We start from the raw sequence: 17292 nt of genomic DNA, 5'->3' as shown, positions 1-17292 counted from the left end.
TCCATATTTTGATAATAATTTTTATTCATTATGCTATTAAAGAAAATGGAAGTAAAGGCACGATTGTCCCGACATCCGTTTATATATAGAAACGCAAATCTTTTTCGGCATTACGCCTATTAATAATATTGAAATAAAAGGTCGTCTGAAAACGGTTTTCAGACGACCTTTTGTTCCCCAATACGGCTTAATTTGCGTTTTTCGGTTTTAAAGAACCAAGATAAATCGCCGACAAAGTCAAAACAACACCAAACCACTGCAAAGTGTTAATCGGCTTGTCCAACCAAAAATAATCAATCAGCAAAGCGGCAACGGGTTCGGAAAGCAGCAGCAAACCGGTTAAAGACAGGGACAGCAGCGGAATTGCATAGGCAATCATCCCCCATGCCAAACATTGCATGACTACGCCGTATATCAAGACTAAGCCTATATCGCGCCATTGCGTCGGGTATAGGGCGTTGCTGTCGAAAATCAGCGCAGGAACAATCAGGGACAACGCGCCGCCGAAACTCAAAACCATCATCAATGGAAAAAGCGCCACCCTTTCAACTTCATGCGTTTTGCGGACGAACACCATAGACAATGCCAAAAGCCCGCCCGACGCAATTCCGCTGACAAAGCCCCATAAGGCGTGGGCATTGTGGTTGAACTCGGGACTGCCGATTAGGAAAACCCCGCCAACCGCCAATATCAGACTCACAACTTGCAGGCTGTTCAAGCGTTCTTGAAAAAAGAAAAATCCGATGGCGGACAGAAAAAATATCTGCAAGCTGTTGAGCAATGTGGAAATCCCGGGCCCAACCGCATATACGCTTTCATGCCACAATGACAAATCAAACGCCAGAAATATGCCGGACAACATGGCATATTTGACCGCCCTTCTGCTTTTAGGCAGCTTTTGCCCGAAAAAACGGCAGAGCAGCCAAAACACGCCCGCCGCAATCAGCAGCCGCCAAAATGCAACTGCATACGGGCCTACGGGGACGAATCTGACAATCAGGCTTCCCAGCCCGAATAAGACGCAGCCGAAGATGAGGAATGGTGCTGCATAAGAGTCGGAACGGATATTCATGAACTTACTCCGCAACGGATTGGCATGAGGATTTAAAGTGATGAAAAGGATTGTGCATGGTAACGCGAATCCGAAAGAATAATAAGTAGGTGCAATATCTTATTTCCCTTCCGGCTTCTCCTGAGGAAAATCAGTACGCTTCAGAAACTTAACCATACAGGTCAGGTTTCAAAATAAAGCCGCTTCCCGCATAGATAACTATAAATTGGCAATGATGGGAACCTGCTTTCAATTTATTCCGCCGAAAAGACAAAGGTCGTCTGAAAATCAGCTTTCAGACGACCTTTGTCTTTAACGAAATGAAACGGGCAACTTAGTGGATACTGCTGCCGATACGGCTGTAATCGCCGAAGTTCATCCACACGAAGAAGGCTTTTCCGACGATAAGTTTGTCGTCTACAAAGCCCCAGTAGCGGGAGTCGGCACTGTTGTCGCGGTTGTCGCCCATGGCGAAGTAACGGCCTTCGGGCACTTTGCAGGTAAAGCCGCTGCCGTCTTCGGCGTATTGACAGTGTTCCAAACCGCTTTGCTCTACGGAATAACCGTTTTCAGGCATGATTTCCATACGGTATTTATCGAGTGCAGGGATCGATATGGTGGGCTGTCCGGGTTCTTTCAGGATGTTGAAGCTTTTTCCGTTGAGGGTCGTCTGAAAAAGTTCGGGGCTATGAATCGCGGACGGCTCGGTATCGTCAGGGTAGGAGTAGGTGCCGTTCGGTTGGTCGGGGGTGGCTTGTCCGTTGACGGTCAGGACTTTGTCGCGGTATTCGACGGTATCGCCCGGCAGTCCGACGATGCGCTTGATGTAGTTCATTTCAGGCTGGACGGGGTAGTTGAACACAACGACGTCGCCGCGCTCGATTTGTCCGGTCGGAAACAGCACATTGTTGATAATCGGGGTTCTGATGCCGTAGGCGAATTTGTTCACGAGGATGAAGTCGCCTTTAACCAAGCCGGGACGCATGGAGCTGGACGGGATTTGGAAAGGCTCGGCGATAAAGGTTCGCAGGATGAAGACGACGAGGATGATCGGGAAAAAGCCGCTCATGTAGTCGGTAAAGTGGGCTTTGTCCTGATGCGACGGGTCTTTTTTCAGACGACCTTTGTGGATTACCCAAACGATGCCGGTGAATACGACAAATATCAGCAATACGGCGGTAAAGCTCATGTAAAAAGACAGAATGCCGAAAACGCCGATCATGCACAAAAGATACGCCCATTGCAGGCCGGAGCTCCATTCTCCGTTTTCTTGGCGCTCTTTGCTGCTTTTGAAATAAAGGAAAATGCCGATAACGATGGCGGCAATCGCGCCGTAGATTAAATTTGTGCTCATTATTTGTCGCTCACTTGCAGAATCGCCAAGAAAGCGCTTTGCGGGATTTCCACGTTGCCCACTTGTTTCATGCGGCGTTTGCCTGCTTTTTGTTTTTCGAGAAGTTTTTTCTTACGGGTAATATCGCCGCCGTAACATTTCGCTAAGACGTTTTTACGCAGGGCTTTGACGTTCTCGCGGGCGATAATCTGGCTGCCGATGGCGGCTTGGACGGCGATGTCGAACATTTGGCGCGGAATCAGTTCACGCATTTTCGATGCCAGCTCGCGGCCTCGGTGAACCGCGCTTTGACGGTGCACAATCAGGCTTAAGGCATCGACTTTTTCGCCGTTGACCATGATGTCGAGCTTAATCAAATCAGACGGTTGGAACTCTTTAAAATGGTAGTCCAACGAGGCATAGCCGCGCGAAGTGGATTTGAGTTTATCGAAAAAGTCCATCACGACTTCGTTCATGGGCAAATCGTAAGTCAGCATGACTTGACGGCCCATGTATTGCATATTGACTTGCACGCCGCGCTTTTGGTTACACAAAGTCATGACGTTGCCGACGTATTCCTGCGGCACGAGGATGGTCGCGGTAATAATCGGCTCGAGAATGGTTTCGATGCTGCCGATGTCGGGCAGTTTGGACGGGTTTTCGACTTCGATTTTCTCGCCGCTTTTCAACACGACTTCGTAAACCACCGTCGGCGCGGTAGTAATCAAATCCATGTCGAACTCGCGCTCCAAGCGTTCTTGTACGATTTCCAAGTGCAGCAGACCCAAGAAGCCGCAGCGGAAGCCGAAGCCTAATGCCTGAGAAACTTCAGGTTCGAATTTCAACGAAGCGTCGTTAAGCTGCAATTTTTCCAAAGCGTCGCGCAAGGCTTCGTAATCGTGGCTTTCTACGGGGTAGAGACCCGCGAATACTTGACTTTGCACTTCTTGGAAGCCGGGCAGCGGCTCTGAGGCGGGGTTGGCAACCAATGTAACCGTATCGCCGACTTTTGCCTGTCCCAATTCTTTCACGCCGGTAATCAAAAAGCCCACTTCTCCGGCTTTGAGTTCTTGTTTTTGAACCGATTTCGGTGTGAATACGCCTAGCTGCTCAACCTGCGTTTCCGCTTTGGTGCTCATAAAGCGCACTTTGTCTTTCAGCTTGATGGTGCCGTTTTTCACTCGAATCAGCATGACCACGCCAACGTAGTTGTCAAACCACGAATCGACGATAACGGCTTGTAGCGGTGCGTTTTCATCGCCGGTCGGTGCGGGGATTTTGGCAACGATTTCTTCCAAAACGTCTTCCACGCCGATGCCGCTTTTGGCGGAACATTGCACCGCGCCGACGGCATCGATGCCGATAATGTCCTCGATTTCCTGTTCCACGCGGTCGGGGTCGGCGGCAGGCAGGTCGATTTTGTTCAAAACAGGCACGACTTCCACGCCCAAATCAATCGCGGTATAGCAGTTCGCCACGGTTTGCGCTTCCACGCCTTGCGACGCGTCAACGACCAAAAGCGCGCCTTCACAGGCGGACAGCGAGCGGGAGACTTCGTAAGAGAAGTCGACGTGTCCCGGCGTGTCAATCAGGTTGAGCTGATACACCTGCCCGTCGCGTGCTTTGTAGTTGAGCGCGGCGGTTTGCGCTTTGATGGTGATGCCGCGCTCTTTTTCGATGTCCATGGAATCGAGCACCTGCGTACTCATTTCGCGCAAATCCAGGCCGCCGCAGTATTGGATGAAGCGGTCGGCAAGCGTTGATTTGCCGTGGTCGATGTGGGCAATGATGGAGAAATTTCGGATATTTTTCATATTGTTATTTTGAAAGATAAGCAGTGATTCTGAAAAGGTCGTCTGAAAATCAAATAGACCGTTCAGACGACCTTCAGGTAAAGTGAAATAGCCTGACATTCTAGCGGAAATTTACTGTTTCCGCATGATTTTATACGTGTTTTACAGCGACGCGACAATCTTTTCCACCATTTTCGCCGAGCTTGCGGCCGCCGTTTTCAAAAACTCTTCAAAGCTGATGTCCGCTTTTTCGTCCGCCGAGTCGGACATGGCGCGGATCACGACAAAAGGCGTGTTCAACTGGTGGCAGGCCTGCGCAATCGCCGCCGCTTCCATTTCCACCGCTTTGACTTCGGGGAAATGGCTGCGGATTTCCGCTACGCCTTCGCTGCTGTGGACAAAGCGGTCGCCGCTGACAATCAAGCCTTGCTCTACCGCCGCGCCTTCAAACACTTCCGCCGCCTGTTTTGCCTTGCCGACTAAGAGGTCGTCTGAAACGAATACGGCGGGCAGTTGCGGTACTTGTCCCCAAACATAGCCGAACGCTGTTACATCGACATCATGGTGCGCGATTTCCGTGCCGACCACTACGTCGCCGACTTTCATACCTTTGCCTACACCGCCCGCGCTGCCGGTATTGATGACGCAGTCCGGCGCGAATTGATGGATAACCCAAGCTGTTGAAACCGCTGCGTTGACCTTGCCGATTCCGCTCAATACCAACACCATGCGTTTGCCCGCCATCTCGCCTTCATAGGCGGTAAACTTACCGAAAGACACGCTTTTGACGTTATCCATTGCATCGCGCAAAAGCTCGATTTCCTGTTCCATTGCGCCGATGACCGCTACTGTTTGTACAGACATTTTTTACCTTTCCATGAAATTGTGGGCGGTATTATAACAGCAGCGACGGCATTCCATACCCGTATTGAATCCGCCATATTGCCCGCCTGTCTTATTATTCGATACGGTAATCGTGCCATTTTTATGTATCATGATTTATTTGATATAATCCATTTCAATAAAATAACCACCGAAATTATCCAATATCATGATGACCAACCCTCCCAGCGCAAAAGACGAATTGTTCACTTGGCTGCGCCATATGAACAAATACAAAGGCTCCGACCTCTTTATCACTACCAATTTTCCGCCTGCTATGAAAGTGGACGGCAAAATTACGCCGATTACCGACGAGCCGCTGACCTCCGAAAAATGTATGGAAATCGCTTTTTCGATTATGTCCACCAAACAAATCGAAGAGTTTTCCTCCACCAACGAATGCAACTTCGCCATCAGCCTGCCCGACACCAGCCGCTTCCGTGTCAATGCGATGGTGCAGCGCGGAGCGACGGCGTTGGTGTTCCGCTCTATTACCAGCAAAATCCCGAATTTCGACAGCCTCAATCTGCCGCCCGTCTTGAAAGACGTGGTGATGAAAAAACGCGGCCTTGTGATTTTCGTCGGCGGTACCGGCTCGGGCAAATCGACCTCGCTCGCCGCGATGGTTGACCACCGCAACGAGAATTGCCAAGACCACATCATCACCATCGAAGACCCGATTGAGTTCGTCCATCAACACAAAAAAAGCATCATTACCCAGCGCGAAGTCGGCGTGGATACCGAAAACTGGTTTGCCGCGCTGAAAAACACCCTGCGTCAGGCGCCAGACGTCATCCTGATTGGTGAGATTCGCGACCGCGAAACCATGGACTACGCCTTGGCGTTCGCCGAAACAGGCCACCTCTGTCTCGCCACGCTGCACGCCAACAACTCCAACCAGGCGCTCGACCGTATCATCAACTTCTTCCCAGAAGAGCGCCGCACCCAGCTTTTGACCGACTTGTCGCTTAACCTGCAAGCCTTCATCTCGCAACGCCTGATTCCCCGCGAAGGCGGCAAGGGCCGCGTAGCCGCAGTGGAAATCCTGCTCAATTCGCCGATCATTTCCGAGATGATTCAAAAAGGCGAAATCCACGGCATCAAAGAAATGATGAAAAAATCGACCGCCATGGGCATGCAAACCTTCGACCAAGCGCTCTACGAGCTGTACGAACGCGGCGACATCAGCTTCCAAGACGCCATTAAAAATGCCGACTCCGCCCACGACCTGCGTTTGGATATCCAACTGCGCAGCCGCCGCGCCCAAAACGCCGGCCCAGATTTGGAACTGATTTAAAAGTTGTCAAAAATGAACAAAGGTCGTCTGAAAACCACTTTTCAGACGACCTTTTTAAACAACTAACTAAATTACATAGTTCACTGCATAACAGCTTCCATAGGCCTTTTAGTTCCTAACCATATCAAACAGCTTTAACTAATCCAGCCAACAGAATTATAGGGGTATTTTCTACACAGCCTTATCAGTATTGCATCATCAAAAATGCCTTGATACATCGCAGCATTCGCCAAGCTGTTCTAAGCCGGGCTTTGAATCTCCATAACTTCCTTTTATGAACCAACTTTAATTCTGCCGATAGAAATTTCCTTGGCATTTGAATGCAAGGTATTTTCGGATACCCCGATTATAGCCTCTGAAAGTATTGATTCAATCAGACGATAGTATATGGAATTAAACAAATCATAGATACTTAAAACAACTAAAAGCCTTTTCTACCTTAGCTTTGGTTTTAGGCATTACATTACAATAGATAAAAAAATAACCGCTCTAAAAGCGGTTGTGGTGCCCGGAGCCGGAATCGAACCGGCACGGCCGGTTTAGGGCCGACGGATTTTAAGTCCTTTATGTAAAACCTAACCCATTGTTTTTAAATAGAAGTGAAGTCTGCACATACCGTCATATACTATTTATTTCAATGTGTTTCAGTCACAAAATGGACACACCCCAAAGAACGAAAATCGAAGCATTCTAACTTTCAGTTTGCTTAGATTTTCGTTTTTTCTTTTCAAAATGGAAATATTGTAGCCAATGAAAATATTCAAATTATTATTCCTATTGATAGTTTTTATAACTAACACAGTTGTAATTGTCATTCAGCATGAAAATATTACCAAACAAGAAAATATGTTGTTACAGCAACAAATGGAAATTCATATGTTAAAGGTTCAGATTAACCTTATGGACCAAGTCATTGTAATGAATAATATGATCATTAACGACAGAGCTATTTCTTCAAAAACAGATAATTAAGATTACTTATAAGAAACTTATGTAATGCTGCCTTAAAAGGCGGCATTTTTATATAGTAGGAGTGCAAGATGTCCCTTAATCAGATAATTCGGATGAACAGAACAATCCACAATGAACAGCCCAAAGATTGGAACGGTTCGCATTTTTTAAAATGTACGCATTCATTAAATAGCCGGTCTCGGATTGATTACTTGATGTACTGCAATGTATTGAAAACCATGTCTGACGGTCGTCTGAAGGTGTATGTTTTTGGAACACGGTATCATTCCATTGAGGGCGGCCGTATTCGTTATGTAAATGATTGGCAGGTGTCCCCTGCCGAGAAATGGGATGTGAAAAAAACATGAAGAAAATATTGATACTGACAACATCACTCTTTGCTTTTTACCAAACGTCAGCTTTTGCCGGCGCCCCATACCCGCAATATGAGGCCTTGGTTGAAAAGTATGCCGCATTGCAAAGTTTGGATAAAAACATTGTATGGGCTGTTATGGGAAGAGAAAGCTCAGGAAACCGTTTCGCAATATCTAATAAAAACGCCAAGGGTCTGTTACAGGTTATACCGCCGACGGCCGCACGAATGGGGGTCAATCCCAAACATTTATACGATCCGGAACAAAACATCATCGCAGGTACTCGTTACCTGCGCTTTTTATGTAACCACTTCCCTGACAAATCCAGTATTCACGGCTGTAATCTTGATTTGGTGCTCGCCGGATACAACGCCGGCGAAGGAGCAGTTCGTAAATATGGTGGTATTCCACCATATCGGGAAACCCAGCACTATGTGCGCAATGTCAAAGCACGTTACGCACGTTTAAGTGGGAAAAATCCTGCTGCAATACAACCTGTTCCGGTAACGGTTGCCAATAAGAAAACTTTGGATTCGCCATACAGAAAGGCAGTATTCTCAGAACCAACCAATTTCTCTGATACACCTGCCCGAATTGAAAGAGGAATACATCAACAAGTTGTTCTACAAAAACCAGAACCTAAGTCTTGGGATGTTTTCGGTGATTTTTAATACACGACCTTATGGTCGTTTTTTTGTATCCGCCATATTGGCGGTCTTTTTTTTGGAGCTTCAAAAATGAAATATGTGAGTGAAAACACCCGTCAATGGGTAAAAGCGGTTTTGTTTAGTGCAATGTTGGGTGGTATTCAGACGGCTTTGGCCGCCGGCGGCCTGTCAACCGGAGAGAGTACAGTCAAACAATGGTTTCAAGAGTGGTACAACATTTTGGCGATTGTTGCAGGTGTGGCAATTGTCATGGTTGCTGTTGGTGGTTATTTTCAAGAAAAAACTATTGGAGACATTCTTCGGGTTTGCGGTTGGATTTTTCTGTTCGGATGCGGACCTGCGTTGGCGGCAGGGATTATTAAAGCAGCGAAAAGCGTTAACTTCTAATTGACACAGGGTGAATACGGATGAACGGATTACCCGAAATCAATATTGACACAGAGTACAGTTCTTATGAGGGACTGTCACGTGTCGCCATGCTGGCCGGAGTTCCTATTATTCCGGGCTTTATTATCTTAGTGGTATTTATGGCTACCGCCATGTTCCTTATGCCTGTTTACGGCTTGAAGGCTTTCGGGATTTTCCTGCTGGCCCTGCCCTGTATCTTTTTCCTGAGAATGTTCACGAAAAGAGATGATCAGGCATTACGTATATTGGGTTTGGAAATTTACTGGTGGTTCATCCGGAGGAAGTCAAATCTTTTCGGTGACACCCTAACCATTACAGCAACCAAATTTGGAAGAGACCGCGATGATTACATCCGATTTATTAAGGAAGACACTGAAGAGGCAGCCGCCGCAGCAAAACTTTTTTCCGAAAGTCAGTCGGCACGTTGCTGAGCATATTGTGCATTATGATAACGGCTACTTGGGCTTTACCGTTAAATTTGACGGTATTCCTTTTGAAGGCGTAAATGACGGGCACTTGATAGCGGCAAACGAAACCCTCAAAAGGGTTTTGAATGCCGCTGGCAAGCAATATGGTAGTCGGCTTGCCATATGGACGACGCTCCAACGGCAGAAAATTGATTTGAAAAGAAACTATATTTTCAAAAATAACTTCTGCCGACAGTTTGCAGACCACTATATCGAACAATTCAACCAAAAAGACTATTTTGAAAATTTGTTCTACTTATCAGTCGTCTTGAAATACCATGATTTTTCAGATGGGGTTGAAGAAACGGCGGAGTTGTTGGATTTAATCGTAAAAGGATTAAGCATATTTGATCCCGAACCGTTGGGCGTTTATGAAAACGAGAACGGGGTGGTATTTTCAGATGTCTATCAATTCTTTGGAACACTTTGCAATGGGGGATTAAGGGAAAATATTCCCCTAACCCCTTCTGCGGCATATAAAGTCATCCCTACTGCCGACCTGCATTTCGGTACGGATATTCTGGAGATCAGAAGTGCACAACATCGAAAGTTTGCTACCTGCTACGATTTGAAGGACTTCGGCCGGAGTAAAATTATGACTTTGCTGCCGGTCTTGTCGCTTCCGTGTGAATTTTCGCTGACGCAAAGTTTTATCTATACGGAAAATGCTGATATGCAGTCGGCCATTAACCAGCAGCGCAATGCACTGAAAAGTGCCAAAGACGAAGCGACAGATCAGCAAGACGAACTGACTTTGGGAAAAGGCGAACTGTCTGCGGGGCGCACTATGTTCGGCGATTATTCCGCCTCCCTTGTTGTATATGGGGATACCCCGAAAGCTGCCCGTAAAAACGGCTCGACGGCGATGACGGAGTTCCTCAATGCAAACGGATTCCGTTTTGTCCATGCAGCGGGTTCAATGCCCTCAACCTTTTTCAGCCAAATTCCGGGTTACAAACAGCGTCCGCGGATGATGCCGAAAACAACCACCAATCTTGCCACCGTATTCGGAATGCACAACTACTCCCAAGGTAAAAGCTGGGGCAATCCGATTGGCGACGGTTCACCGGTGATGCCTCTGAAAACGCTGTCAAACACCCTGTTTAACCTGAACCTGCATTACAGCCGCAAAGACATGAATATGCGCGGCAAACGGATTGCGGGACATACTTTGATTACCGGAGCAACCGGTACGGGTAAAACCGCTCTGGAAACCGCAATTCTGACCTTTATGGCGCGGTTTGATCCTTATCTGTTTGTTCTGGATTTAGATAGGGGGATGGAAATCTTCGTTCGGGCATTAGGCGGAACTTACTACGCGGTCGAAGAAGGCGTTGACAACGGCTTTAACCCGTTCCAACTGCCCGATCAGCCGAAACACCGTAGTTTCCTGTACCGCTTGGTCAAACAATGTGCCGGCGGCGCAGACGCTTCGGAGGAACGGCAAATCAAGTTGGCTGTCGATACACTCTACGAACTGGAGTTTGACCTGCGTAATTTCAGCACCCTGCTGGACAACTTGCCTTACTCTACCGCACCAAACTCTTTGCGTACGCGCCTCTCCAAGTGGTGCCGAAGCGAGGGCGGAGAATTTGCATGGTGCTTGGACAGCCTGTCAAACCGCTTTGATCCGGAAGCGTTTTTCCGTATCGGTCTGGACGTAACCTGTATCTTGAAAGATGATTACGAGCCGACAGGTCCGGTATTGGCTTATCTGCTGTATTTGAAAGAAATAATGGCAGACCGTGTGGCAGTTGAAGGCAGTTTGATGGCTTCAGTCATTGCCGAATTCTGGTATGCCGACCGGTTTGATATTACAGCCGATTTGATGCTTAAAACACTGAAAACCGGCCGTAAATCAGGTGAGTTTTTGCTTTTGGATTCCCAGTCGCCGGAAGATGCCGCCAACTCCCCCAATTTTGCTGCCATCGTACAGCAAACGCCGACCAAAATTTTCCTACCTAACCCTGACGGCAGCAAAGAATCTTACATGAAATGCGGCCTTTCCGATAAAGAATGCGCCGAACTTCTCAAATTACCGATTGAAAGCCGTATTTTCCTGATTAAGCAAAGTAAGCAGAGTACGTTCGCCACTCTTGATTTACACGACTTTCATGACGAATTGGTCGTACTTTCAGGCACATCGGAAAATGTTGCCCTAATGCACCGCATTATGGAAGAAACCGGCAGCGAAGACCCCGATGTTTGGCTGCCACTGCTTTATCAGTCCGTATCTGGTAAAACATCCACTTAGTTCGAAGGAGAAAAGCCGAACGCAAATATTCACTGAAATATAAACACATAGGCCGTCTGAAACTGTTTTCAGACGGCCTTTTACCTTCCTGCCGTTTACGGACGGCCTCACCCATCCGTCGCACAACGCGGCGTTTATAATGATTCGTAGGAGATTTCGATGAAACTGTGTAAAGTCAAAAAAACAGTGGCGGCTTTAGCCGTTGGTCTTATGGTTGCTACCGCCGCCCCAACGATAGCGGCCATTCCGGTTTACGACGGTGCTGCGGTTGCCAAAGCCGTTGAACAGGTCGTTAAAATGGGACAGCAAATTGATAACCAAATCAAGCAAATCACCGAACTGAAAAATCAAGTCAAAGCCCTTACCGGCAACCGCAATTTAGGCAACATTCTGAAAACCGAAGCACTCGAACAACTACCCGATGAGTGGAAATCGGTTTATGATGCAGCCATGCAGACAAAAGGTGGGAACTTTAACAATCTGTTGAGTTCAAAAGGCTATAATCAAAACGCAGACAATGAGCGTTTGATCAAACATTTTGATCTGACTCTGAAAGCCATCAAGGATTCGGAACTACGCTTCAAAAACATTAAGGCGTTGATGGATAAGGTAAATACTACCCAAGATGCCAAAGCGGCCGCCGACCTAGAAAACCGTATTGCCTTGGAAAATGCCTATATCCAGCAAAACCAAACACAGCTGGATATGATGGACCGGTTTATGGCACTGGATGAAAAAGTCCAAGTAAAAAAACGTGCGGCTCGCAATAGTTGTATTCGTCAAAATCGGATTAACAACACCAATACGGCTTGTAGTTAACAACTGAAAGGACATCTGAAATGAAACTTCATCTGTTGGGGCTGCTTTGTGCGGCATTATTATTGTCCGCCTGCGGTCAATCTGAAGAAGAGAAGTTTTATCAGCAGATGAACAAGGATAGAGAATTATCTGAAATCAATAAACAACGTAACAGTTGTATCCGTCAAAATCGGATTAACAATACGAATATTGATTGTGATAAAAAATATCCGCGTCCTGAAAAATAAACACTGATTATCTAGCTAAAACCACCGTTCCGACGGTGGTTTTCTTATTGGAGACGTTTATGTCAACCTTTTTTGCCGACGTGGCCAAAACGCTTGGGGCGGATTTGGGGCAGAACCTTCTGGATAAGACCGGGGATTTTATTGGGCAGATTACACCGCTGTTCGTCGCCTGTTTTTCTTTTTATGTACTGCTTGTCATTTGGGATTATTACAATTCAAGTCTTGATGTTATGGCAGTGGATTTCATCAAAAAATGCTGCGGATGGATGTTGATTATCGGACTCTCGTTGGCTCCGGCGACTTACATGAAACTGGCCCATATCATTTACGGAATGCCAGACGAGATTGCCGGAATCTTTGCCGGCGGCTACAAAGTGGATGCGTCGGCAATGGATGCCAGTTGGAAATTGTTAATGGATTTACTTGATAAGATATCAGGACTTCATGATCAACATCAATGGTATGAGATAGCCGTACATTTCGGACTTGTCATCAAGATCGGCCTAGTTATCACGATTTGTGGAGTATTGGTTGTCGGGCTGTCTTTTGCCTTCTACATGGTCGCTAAAATTTCCTTGGCTTTGGTTCTGATGATCGGACCTGTATTTCTCGGCTGCCTGTTGTTTCCAGCAACGCGGCAGTACGCAATCAACTGGATCGGCCAGTGTCTGAACCATATTCTGACCTGCACGATGTTTGTCCTGTTGGTTAAAATTCAGATGGCGGCATTTGATAAGGCGATTAACATGGCCATGTCTGGCGGTATTGCTGATTACGCTGCCGCCGAAGTACTACCACCGCTGTTTTTGTTACAAACCATCATCTTCCTAGTCGTCGTTTTCAACATTCCGAGTATTGCCTCAGCATTGACGGGTGGTGCGGCTGTGTCGGGAGCTTCACGTCATATGATGTCTCTGGCAGGCGGTTTGGGTGCGGCAGGCCGCTTGGCCGGTCGAGCTGGAGCTGCCGCTCTCAGTGCGGCCTCCAACAGGCGTAGTGGCGGTAATGTTTCGCACGCACCTGACAAACGCCCGTCTTAATCCATAACCGATAGGAGTCAAAGATGACTGCACGCCTGTCTTGGGTAGCGTATATCCAGTATTTTGTTATAGGCATCCTGCTGTATCTGTTTGTGGTGTCTTCCACTTTTGCCGTTATCTCGGGGCTGCTCGGCCTGGCATTGGGTAAAGGAGCGGCACAGACGGTATTGTACGGTCTGACGCTGCTTTATCTGGTCGGGTTCGGTTGGATGCTGTTCCAACTTACCTGTTGCCGTGCCTATGTGGACGAGACCGGTGTATGGTATTACAGCGGCCTGTTTCCGTGGTCGAAAGGCATTCACGGTGTGCGTTGGGAGAATTTTGACCAGGCACAGTATCAGCAGGGTGTTTTCGGTTGGGCTTCACACAGTTATACTATCTATCTGCTGGACAGATACGGCAGAAGTGTTACCATCAAAAACCTGCATAACGGCCGCGACTGGAGCGCGTTCGTCAACGATTATGCTTTTGTAAACATCAGATAAAGTGAAGGAGAGACCGTCATGAGAATGCTGTTGGGGGTAGGAATTTTTTTCGGTTTGGTATTTATTGCCTATCTGAACCGCCACAACAATATCGGACCCGCCATCATGATGATGTTGGTGTTCCCTATCGCATTGGTCGCGATGGTCGGCTCAGGCCGCCGTGATTGGTACGACGACTGATTGTCTGCTACCTGATGATTAAAAGCCCGACAGTATCCGCTGTACGGGCTTTTTTCTAATTTTAAAAAAAGGAAACTGATATGAAAGTGATTTTATTGGCTGCACTTGCCGCCGTTCTGGCCGCCTGCTCCTCCGCACCCAAACAACCTTATGGGCAGGCATTTCCGATCAACGTTCAGCAACATACCGGAGCACGATAATGTTTTTCCGTAAAAAAACCAAACAACCGCAGAATGAAGAACAGTTGCAGAAAGAGCAAAAAAAGCGAATCGGCAAAGAAGTAGATCAAATGATCCGGATGGCACTGGGATTTGAAAAAACCTTGGTGGATATCGCACAGCAAAATGCAAGCACTTGGAAGCGCGTCGGCATTGGCGGACTAATTATTGCAGGTTTGTCTGTTGTTGCCGTTACCAGTCTTACGCCTTTAAAAGAGGCCTTTCCCTTTGTTATCGAAGTAGATAAGACTACGGGAGAGACCAATATCGTCACTACTATTAAAAATAAACAGATGACTTACGATGAAGTGATTAACCGGCACTGGCTGCGCCAATATGTCATGTTCCGCGAAGGTTATAACTGGAATACGGTTCAGGCGACCTATGATACGACAAAACTCTTCAATTCTCCCGAAGTTCAAGCCAAATACCGAGCTTTTTACGAAAGTCCAACTGCACCGCATAAGGTTTTGAAACAAAATGCCGAAGTGCTTGTAAAGGTGACCAATATCTCGTTTGTAGGTGATATGGCGCAGGTACGGTTTGAAAAAAGATTGGTTCCTGTGGGTAATTCCGAAATCAAACCGGCACCGCCGCAAAAAATGATTGCCACCATTGCCTTTGAGTTTAAGACAACTCCAATGACCGAGGCGGTTCGAGATATTAATCCTCTGGGCTTTCAAGTGTTAAGTTACAACGTTACCGAAGAGGTTGCGCAATGATGAAAAAAACCTTGCTGATAACCGGCCTTGTGGCCGGTTTGTCTTTTCAGACGGCTCCGGCCGCAGTCAATCCCAACCGCTCACCATATGATAAGAGGATTCAAAGTATCAACCATAATCCATATGATGTTGTGGTTGTAAGGGCAAAAGTCGGATATGCAACTTTGCTTCAGTTGGAGGATGGAGAAACGGTTGATGTCGCCAATCCCGTGAATGAAGGTTTGGTAACGGGATATGGTAAAGCCTGGGGGGTAAAGGTTCGCGGAAACAACATTTTTTTCAAACCAACCAAACCCCAACCGTCCACCAACTTATTGATGGTATCCAACAAAAAACGCCGTTATTCGCTTGATTTAAAAATGGCAGATCAAAATCATCCGCCTACGTTTGTATTGGAATTTCTCTATCCGAACGATGTCCGCAAACGGCAACGGGCTGAAATGTCGAAACAGGTTGAAGCTGCTGCTGTTTTACGTGCCAACGAAGCACGTAATCCCAGCGGTGGCGACTATAACCGGAATTATTGGGGGCGCGGCAAAAAATCATTGGCACCGACCGAAATTTACGACGACGGTCGTTTTACCTACTTCCGTTATGACAATGCTAAAGATTTGCCGGCCGTATTCAGAGTAAAGGCCGATGGTTCTGAAGCTGCCTTAAACAGTCATGTTGAAGGCGATACGTTGATTGTCCATGAAACGGCAGAAAAATTTGTTTTGCGGCTGAATAACGCAGTTCTCGGTATAGAGAACCGCGGTTACAACCCGCAAGGTAAGTTCAATCTGACCGGCAGTACGCAAAGCCGAACCGTCCGTATGAAAAAGGATAAAAAATGAAGCAAAACGAAATCAGACCCGATGATGAACAACCGAGCCTGCAAGAACGTATCGGTGACAACAGTATTGAACGCGGCATGCCTACCGACCTAAATGTTAAAAGCAGGAGCACCATGAAAAACATGATGTTCCTGTTTGCTGCATTGGCTGTTGCCGGAGTTTCCGCAGCCGCTCTGTTCAATTATTCCGGAGGTTCCGACGAAGTAGAGAAAAAAACGGAAGAGGAAGTGGTTGACGGTAAGGCAGACAGTAAAAATTTTAAAGCAGAGCAAGATGAAATTTTAGAAATGGCTCCCGATACTCCGCCAGCCGCAGCATCCGAGCCTGCCGCGGCGAGTGAAGCAAGACCTGCATCAAATCCACAGCCTACGGAAACGGACCCTGAAACTGGTCCTGAAACGGGCGTTAGAACAGAAATTCCGTCTGACGAGCGTTTTGATGTGGATCTATCCCCTCAAGGCATGGATGGAGGAACAGTTTCAGGCGCTGCGGCAGCCACACTTACTAACATACGCCCTGACAGTACGGTTGTCGGAGAAACGGATGTAGGTTCGTCAATCTCTTCAGGCAACCCGCTGACCGCAAGACTGAGCCCTGGAAATTATAAGCCTACCGTTGCTGAAAGTCGCGGCGACTTAACCTATGTGTTGAATCGCGGTACGGGTATTCCCTGTGTCACTAACACAAAGATTGTCACAACCCATCCCGGTTTAGCCCGTTGCCAAGTGGCACGTGACGTCTATTCTGCCAACGGCAAGACGCTGCTGGTTGAGCGTGGTTCTACCATTATCGGCGAACAGACTTCCGCGCTGACACATGGTCAGGCCCGAGTTTTTGTTTTGTGGAATACATTGGAGACACCGGAAGGCATCCGTGTGGCCCTGGACAGTCCCGGCGGCGATTCGCTCGGCGCATCAGGGCATCCTGCCAAAGTGAATTATCACTTTTGGCAGCGGTTCGGCGGTGCCATCATGATCAGCATGATTGGCGACATAGGCAACGGATTCAGTAACGGACAGAACCGCACGTCGGGTAATAACAACCACATTTCGTATGAAAATACGGGTAATACCGCGCAGGAAATGGCTACCGAAGCTCTGAAGAACAGCATCAACATTCCACCAACCGGATACGTCAATCAAGGCACGGAAATCATGGTCTTTGTTGCCCGTGATGTAGATTTTTCAGGGGTATATGAAAACGTAACGGTCTCCAACCGATATTGACCCGAAGCCGCTCACTTAAAAGGAGCGGCTTGTTCTATAACTGCCACTGGACTGGCAGTTA

At 47.4% G+C, this 17292-nt stretch carries 17 protein-coding genes; 13 read left to right on the top strand and 4 right to left on the bottom strand.

Annotated elements, in window-relative coordinates:
* Window positions 1-187: 187 nt before the first annotated feature.
* The 4 genes from NSCA4_RS0104660 to NSCA4_RS0104645 form a co-directional block, all read right to left on the bottom strand.
* Entirely contained in the window at window positions 188-1072 is an 885-nt protein-coding gene (locus NSCA4_RS0104660; protein WP_016687053.1) for a DMT family transporter, read from the bottom strand.
* Window positions 1073-1385: 313 nt separating this feature from the next.
* Window positions 1386-2405 carry a signal peptidase I gene (gene lepB / locus NSCA4_RS0104655; protein ID WP_016687052.1) on the bottom strand — a complete coding sequence of 340 codons (1020 nt, stop codon included), beginning with the start codon at window positions 2403-2405 and terminating at the stop codon, window positions 1386-1388.
* The gene (gene lepA, locus NSCA4_RS0104650; protein WP_029609528.1) at window positions 2405-4198 is read right to left on the bottom strand and encodes a translation elongation factor 4; all 1794 of its coding nucleotides are present in this window, start codon (window positions 4196-4198) and stop codon (window positions 2405-2407) included. The genes lepB and lepA overlap by 1 nt, the downstream gene beginning before the upstream one ends.
* Window positions 4199-4339: 141 nt before the next feature.
* Window positions 4340-5041, bottom strand: coding sequence for a 5'-methylthioadenosine/adenosylhomocysteine nucleosidase (locus NSCA4_RS0104645; RefSeq protein ID WP_016687050.1), 702 nt, complete (start codon window positions 5039-5041; stop codon window positions 4340-4342).
* 187 nt (window positions 5042-5228) lie between these two features.
* Between NSCA4_RS0104645 and NSCA4_RS0104640 the strand changes: the two genes are divergently transcribed.
* The 13 genes from NSCA4_RS0104640 (at window position 5229) to virB10 (ending at window position 17231) form a co-directional block, all read left to right on the top strand.
* Window positions 5229-6356 carry a PilT/PilU family type 4a pilus ATPase gene (locus tag NSCA4_RS0104640; RefSeq protein ID WP_003742946.1) on the top strand — a complete coding sequence of 376 codons (1128 nt, stop codon included), beginning with the start codon at window positions 5229-5231 and terminating at the stop codon, window positions 6354-6356.
* 1315 nt (window positions 6357-7671) lie between these two features.
* Complete coding sequence (locus tag NSCA4_RS0104630; RefSeq protein ID WP_029609527.1) at window positions 7672-8352, top strand: lytic transglycosylase domain-containing protein; 681 nt, start codon at window positions 7672-7674, stop codon at window positions 8350-8352.
* Between the two features lie 66 nt (window positions 8353-8418).
* Entirely contained in the window at window positions 8419-8736 is a 318-nt protein-coding gene (locus NSCA4_RS0104625; RefSeq protein WP_003759653.1) for a hypothetical protein, read from the top strand.
* A 20-nt stretch (window positions 8737-8756) separates the two neighbouring features.
* Window positions 8757-9188: a VirB3 family type IV secretion system protein gene (locus NSCA4_RS0104620; protein ID WP_016687047.1), complete on the top strand. Its 432-nt coding sequence runs from the start codon at window positions 8757-8759 to the stop codon at window positions 9186-9188.
* Window positions 9100-11478 carry a VirB4 family type IV secretion/conjugal transfer ATPase gene (locus tag NSCA4_RS0104615; protein WP_029609525.1) on the top strand — a complete coding sequence of 793 codons (2379 nt, stop codon included), beginning with the start codon at window positions 9100-9102 and terminating at the stop codon, window positions 11476-11478. The genes NSCA4_RS0104620 and NSCA4_RS0104615 overlap by 89 nt, the downstream gene beginning before the upstream one ends.
* Before the next feature lie 159 nt (window positions 11479-11637).
* Complete coding sequence (locus tag NSCA4_RS0104610) at window positions 11638-12297, top strand: TrbJ/VirB5 family protein (protein WP_016687045.1); 660 nt, start codon at window positions 11638-11640, stop codon at window positions 12295-12297.
* Between the two features lie 20 nt (window positions 12298-12317).
* Entirely contained in the window at window positions 12318-12524 is a 207-nt protein-coding gene (locus NSCA4_RS0104605; RefSeq protein WP_016687044.1) for a hypothetical protein, read from the top strand.
* Window positions 12525-12583: 59 nt separating this feature from the next.
* Window positions 12584-13564, top strand: coding sequence for a TrbL/VirB6 family protein (locus NSCA4_RS0104600; RefSeq protein WP_016687043.1), 981 nt, complete (start codon window positions 12584-12586; stop codon window positions 13562-13564).
* Window positions 13565-13587: 23 nt separating this feature from the next.
* Entirely contained in the window at window positions 13588-14049 is a 462-nt protein-coding gene (locus NSCA4_RS0104595) for a hypothetical protein (protein ID WP_016687042.1), read from the top strand.
* A gap of 18 nt (window positions 14050-14067) precedes the next feature.
* Window positions 14068-14229: a hypothetical protein gene (locus NSCA4_RS0104590; protein ID WP_036538095.1), complete on the top strand. Its 162-nt coding sequence runs from the start codon at window positions 14068-14070 to the stop codon at window positions 14227-14229.
* Window positions 14230-14428: 199 nt separating this feature from the next.
* Window positions 14429-15169, top strand: a complete 741-nt coding sequence (locus tag NSCA4_RS0104580) for a VirB8 family type IV secretion system protein (protein ID WP_016687040.1) — start codon at window positions 14429-14431, stop codon at window positions 15167-15169.
* On the top strand, window positions 15166-16005 hold the full coding sequence (locus NSCA4_RS0104575) for a TrbG/VirB9 family P-type conjugative transfer protein (RefSeq protein WP_016687039.1): 840 nt from the start codon (window positions 15166-15168) through the stop codon (window positions 16003-16005). Before NSCA4_RS0104580 ends, NSCA4_RS0104575 begins: the two co-directional genes overlap by 4 nt.
* Window positions 16002-17231, top strand: coding sequence for a type IV secretion system protein VirB10 (gene virB10 / locus NSCA4_RS0104570; RefSeq protein ID WP_016687038.1), 1230 nt, complete (start codon window positions 16002-16004; stop codon window positions 17229-17231). The genes NSCA4_RS0104575 and virB10 overlap by 4 nt, the downstream gene beginning before the upstream one ends.
* The last annotated feature ends 61 nt before the right edge of the window (window positions 17232-17292 follow it).

This window comes from Neisseria sicca 4320 (genome assembly GCF_000193735.1).
GTDB lineage: Bacteria > Pseudomonadota > Gammaproteobacteria > Burkholderiales > Neisseriaceae > Neisseria > Neisseria sicca_E.
Note: the sequence above shows the minus strand (reverse complement) of the source record. Positions and strands in the feature narration are given on the sequence as shown.

Bases quoted from the DNA above. Each gene is read 5' to 3' on its own strand.
- NSCA4_RS0104660 (WP_016687053.1), bottom strand. From the start codon at position 1,072: ATGAATATCCGTTCCGACTCTTATGCAGCACCATTCCTCATCTTCGGC.
- lepB (WP_016687052.1), bottom strand. From the start codon at position 2,405: ATGAGCACAAATTTAATCTACGGCGCGATTGCCGCCATCGTTATCGGC.
- lepA (WP_029609528.1), bottom strand. From the start codon at position 4,198: ATGAAAAATATCCGAAATTTCTCCATCATTGCCCACATCGACCACGGC.
- NSCA4_RS0104645 (WP_016687050.1), bottom strand. From the start codon at position 5,041: ATGTCTGTACAAACAGTAGCGGTCATCGGCGCAATGGAACAGGAAATC.
- NSCA4_RS0104640 (WP_003742946.1), top strand. From the start codon at position 5,229: ATGATGACCAACCCTCCCAGCGCAAAAGACGAATTGTTCACTTGGCTG.
- NSCA4_RS0104630 (WP_029609527.1), top strand. From the start codon at position 7,672: ATGAAGAAAATATTGATACTGACAACATCACTCTTTGCTTTTTACCAA.
- NSCA4_RS0104625 (WP_003759653.1), top strand. From the start codon at position 8,419: ATGAAATATGTGAGTGAAAACACCCGTCAATGGGTAAAAGCGGTTTTG.
- NSCA4_RS0104620 (WP_016687047.1), top strand. From the start codon at position 8,757: ATGAACGGATTACCCGAAATCAATATTGACACAGAGTACAGTTCTTAT.
- NSCA4_RS0104615 (WP_029609525.1), top strand. From the start codon at position 9,100: ATGATTACATCCGATTTATTAAGGAAGACACTGAAGAGGCAGCCGCCG.
- NSCA4_RS0104610 (WP_016687045.1), top strand. From the start codon at position 11,638: ATGAAACTGTGTAAAGTCAAAAAAACAGTGGCGGCTTTAGCCGTTGGT.
- NSCA4_RS0104605 (WP_016687044.1), top strand. From the start codon at position 12,318: ATGAAACTTCATCTGTTGGGGCTGCTTTGTGCGGCATTATTATTGTCC.
- NSCA4_RS0104600 (WP_016687043.1), top strand. From the start codon at position 12,584: ATGTCAACCTTTTTTGCCGACGTGGCCAAAACGCTTGGGGCGGATTTG.
- NSCA4_RS0104595 (WP_016687042.1), top strand. From the start codon at position 13,588: ATGACTGCACGCCTGTCTTGGGTAGCGTATATCCAGTATTTTGTTATA.
- NSCA4_RS0104590 (WP_036538095.1), top strand. From the start codon at position 14,068: ATGAGAATGCTGTTGGGGGTAGGAATTTTTTTCGGTTTGGTATTTATT.
- NSCA4_RS0104580 (WP_016687040.1), top strand. From the start codon at position 14,429: ATGTTTTTCCGTAAAAAAACCAAACAACCGCAGAATGAAGAACAGTTG.
- NSCA4_RS0104575 (WP_016687039.1), top strand. From the start codon at position 15,166: ATGATGAAAAAAACCTTGCTGATAACCGGCCTTGTGGCCGGTTTGTCT.
- virB10 (WP_016687038.1), top strand. From the start codon at position 16,002: ATGAAGCAAAACGAAATCAGACCCGATGATGAACAACCGAGCCTGCAA.